This window comes from Nostoc sp. CMAA1605 (genome assembly GCF_021596505.1).
Lineage (GTDB): Bacteria > Cyanobacteriota > Cyanobacteriia > Cyanobacteriales > Nostocaceae > Trichormus.
Genome location: NZ_PJIZ01000184.1, coordinates 1 through 3,298 on the forward strand (window position 1 = coordinate 1; position 3,298 = coordinate 3,298).

At 66.6% G+C, this 3,298-nt stretch carries 5 protein-coding genes; 4 read left to right on the top strand and 1 reads right to left on the bottom strand.

Features of this window, described 5'->3' with window-relative positions; translation table 11 throughout:
• The coding region (locus tag CV014_RS29650; protein ID WP_236145279.1) for a hypothetical protein at positions 1-275 on the bottom strand (275 nt) is incomplete at its 3' end.
• Between the two features lie 212 nt (positions 276-487).
• On the opposite strand from CV014_RS29650, the gene CV014_RS29655 reads away from it, so the two are divergent.
• The 4 genes from CV014_RS29655 to CV014_RS29670 all read left to right on the top strand — a co-directional run.
• Entirely contained in the window at positions 488-721 is a 234-nt protein-coding gene (locus CV014_RS29655) for a hypothetical protein (RefSeq protein WP_236145280.1), read from the top strand.
• Between the two features lie 214 nt (positions 722-935).
• The gene (locus CV014_RS29660; protein ID WP_236145281.1) at positions 936-1,193 is read left to right on the top strand and encodes a hypothetical protein; all 258 of its coding nucleotides are present in this window, start codon (positions 936-938) and stop codon (positions 1,191-1,193) included.
• 157 nt (positions 1,194-1,350) lie between these two features.
• Positions 1,351-1,620 carry a hypothetical protein gene (locus tag CV014_RS29665; protein ID WP_236145282.1) on the top strand — a complete coding sequence of 90 codons (270 nt, stop codon included), beginning with the start codon at positions 1,351-1,353 and terminating at the stop codon, positions 1,618-1,620.
• Positions 1,611-3,298: replication endonuclease (locus tag CV014_RS29670; protein WP_236145283.1), on the top strand; the 1,688-nt coding region annotated here is incomplete at its 3' end. The genes CV014_RS29665 and CV014_RS29670, both read left to right, overlap by 10 nt.

Sequence of the window (3,298 nt, forward strand, 5' to 3'; positions counted from 1 at the left end):
CCCAGTTTCTTGAGCCGCTCGATCCACCGGGCGCGCGTCTGATCGTCCTTTGCGCGCTCCGCCTCGATGCTGGCAAGTGCGGCCAGCGTCTCGGAGTGGGACATGCCCAGCAGTCCGGCGACGTGAAACAGGCCGTCCGTGTCCATCTGGCTGCGGCCGCTGCGGTAGTGGCTGACAGCCTGCCGAGTGGTGCCGAGTTCCTTGGAAATGGCGTAGTCCGACTTCAGCGGGGTCTCTGCCCGCAATCGGTCCAGCAGTGTGATGGTGGTGTTCAAGTTCGTCCCTCCTACGGTAACGCTCCCCTACGGTAACGAAACGACAACAGCTACGCTACGTGCAGAGTGTGTTGACATGTCAACAGGCTCTGCACTACCTTGATAGCGCACCCGGACGGACAGGCGCTTCGCACGATCCTCCTACCGTTCCGGGGCCTCCGCCGGGTGCATCCCGTCGAAGCCTGAAACCCGGAATCCTGTAGGGGGAATCCATGGAACTGAATCTGTCGTATGAGGGCTGCAACCTCATCCTGTCGGCCGTGCATGAACGCGGCGGCCGTGTGCTGGCCGAAATGGCCGTGGAAGGTGAGGTGCTGGGCAGTCTTGAAATCCTGCCGCACGAATGGCGCGCGATCCGCGATGCCGGCGACAAGGCGCTCGCGGCCGTAGAGGCCGAGCAGAGCCGCCGCGAAATCGCGGCGCGTCAAGTGGGGTTGCCGCTGTGAGTGCCCGCGCCTTCGTCGTGGTTGTAATCGGGGTGATGTGGTCGGCGTTCTTTGTCTCAGGATGCGAGAGAGTCAATACGCCGGGTGAGGTAACGGCGCGGATGAACGTGCGCGTGGCGGCCGAGATTTCGGAAAAAGTCCTGTCAGACGGCACACGCTGCGCAGTAATCGACGGCGAGAGAAAAGCGGCAATGTCATGCGACTGGGGTCGCAAATGAGCGCGCACCTCGATCAATCGGCCCGGGCCGCCATGGTCGATGGCTGCATCGTGCTGGCAGGCCTGCTGCTGGTGCTGCTGATCCTGTCCGGCTGCACGTCGGCCGCCGTGGCGAACGAGTGGCAACCCTGCTGGGATGAGCCGGACGCGGTGATGGTCATCACGGCCGAAGGACAGGTCATCAACTGCATCACGCACCCGAACGAAACTGCGCCGCGTCCGAAGCCGAAGCGCAAGCCGGGGGCGCCGGAATGAAGCCGATAGGGTGGTGTCAAGAGCTGGTTGGCCTGTCCGGAAATTCGCGCCAGCGAAGGCTGCAGCGGCGGGCCTACAGGCGGGATGGTTGCTTTGTGAGGCCGTACAAGAATTTCAGGTTGTCGCGCGGCCTGTTCCTGATGTGGCGTGATCCGATATGAGCACGGCGGCCGAGTTCGCGGAATCCGCGATTCAGCGCATGCGGGCGGCGGCGGCGTCGGCCGATGCGCGCCGGGCGGCGGTCTGGGACGCGATGGACGAATGCAGGCGGGCGGCAGTGCTGCGCGTCGCGTGCCTGGATCAGACCATGGCCGCGATGCGCTGGGCCGATCTGCCGGCGGATGCCGTAGAGGACGTGCAGATGGCAATCCGTGCGATGGTCGAAATCGTGCGGGGCATGTCGTTCAAGGTGCCGGTGTGCAGCTGACAACGCCGTCCGGCTTCCGGCTGCGGCCGGGGACGCCGTCATACGATGCCGCATGGTTCGAGCACCACGCCGGCCGCGTGCCGGTGCAGTGGCGCCGCCGGCTGGAAAAGGCGTATGCGCGCACCCGGGCGAAGGTAAGCGAGTTCGCGGCCAACACGTGGCTTCGGGAAATCTCGGAATCGCTGGGCGCGCTGGTGCTGCCGCTGTCGGCCGGTGATGCCGATGTGAGGGCGGCGGCTGATCGGCTGGCGCTCGAGTGCATGCGCACTGCCGGCGAGTCGGCGCGTGATCTGGACTCATACCGTGAAGCAGCAGAGCGCTACGTCAGGGGGCGAGGTTGCCGGCCTCCGGACGTGGATGACGCGCGCGGCGCGATTGCCCGCATGACGTGCCCGCTCTGGTGGCGGCGCCAGCTGCGCCGCGAGCACGGCCGGAAAATCGAGAGTCACGCAATCGGCTTCGGCTACGTGCATGCGAAGGCGGAGAAGTACGTCTCGGACGTGAATGTGCAGCGCCGGCAAGAGCAGCGGCGGCGCAACGCTGCGACGCTGGCGGCGGTGAAGGTCGAGAATCAGCACGGCAACGAATTCACGCTGGCCGAACTGGCGGAGCGGTCGAACGCATGCCCGCGCATCCGCCGCGCCGAACTGATGACGCGAATATCCGGATTCGAGGCGGTAGCGCGCGGACTGGGCCACGTGGCCGAGTTCTGGACGCTGACATGTCCGTCGCGATTTCACGCGCGCCGCGCCGTCGATGGCTCCGAAAACCCGCGATTCCAAGGCGCGTCGCCAAGGGATGCGCAGGGGCACTTGTCGGCGTCATGGGCGCGGCTGCGCTCTTTCATGCAGCGCCGAGGCGTGCGCTGGTACGGATTCCGCGTGGCGGAGCCGCATCACGACGGCTGCCCGCACTGGCACGTGCTGCTGTTCATGCCGGCTGAGGCGGTAGCGACCGCACGCAAGGCCGCGCGGCTGTACTTCCTGTTTCGCCATGACCGCAGAGAGCCGGGGGCGTACCGAAACCGGGTCAAGTTCGTTTCGGTGGAAATGAGCGAAGCGCGCAGCGCGGCGGGCTATATCGCCAAGTACATCTCGAAAAACATCGATGGCTATCAAGTGCAGCGCGACCTATACGGGCAGGACGCCGTGGAAGGCGCGCAGCGGATCGATGCATGGGCGGCGACGTGGGGAATCCGGCAGTTTCAGCAGCTGGGCGGTGCGCCTGTCGGCGTGTGGCGCGAACTGCGCCGCGTGCGGGTCGCTGACCGCATGTCCGATGCGATGGCCGGGGCGGTCGAGGCGGCGGACGCGGGCGACTGGGCCGGATACATCCGCATTCAGGGCGGGCCGATGGTGGATCGGAAATCGCTGGCGCTGGTGCTCGCGAAAACGCGGCCAGGCGAACGGTGGTGCCCGGTGCGCGGCGTGCCTGAGCCGGCGCCGGAATCGCGCTACGGCGAGCAGGGCGGGGCAGTGGTCTGGGGTGTCGAGGACGCGCGGCGCGGGGCGGCGTTCATCTCGCGCGTGTTCCGCTGGGTGGTCAAGGGTCTGAAGCAGGGTCAGCCGGTGCCGCTGGACAGGGCAGGGGCGCGCGACCGCACAGAAGCGTGGTTTGCCGAGGCGAAGGCGGCCAGGCGGGGTTCTGGGGTTCCTTGGACTCGTGTCAATAACTGTAC

What these genes read in the sequence shown, in the direction of transcription:
- CV014_RS29655 (WP_236145280.1), top strand. Translation starts at nt 488, where the DNA reads ATGGAACTGAATCTGTCGTATGAGGGCTGCAACCTCATCCTGTCGGCC.
- CV014_RS29660 (WP_236145281.1), top strand. Translation starts at nt 936, where the DNA reads ATGAGCGCGCACCTCGATCAATCGGCCCGGGCCGCCATGGTCGATGGC.
- CV014_RS29665 (WP_236145282.1), top strand. Translation starts at nt 1,351, where the DNA reads ATGAGCACGGCGGCCGAGTTCGCGGAATCCGCGATTCAGCGCATGCGG.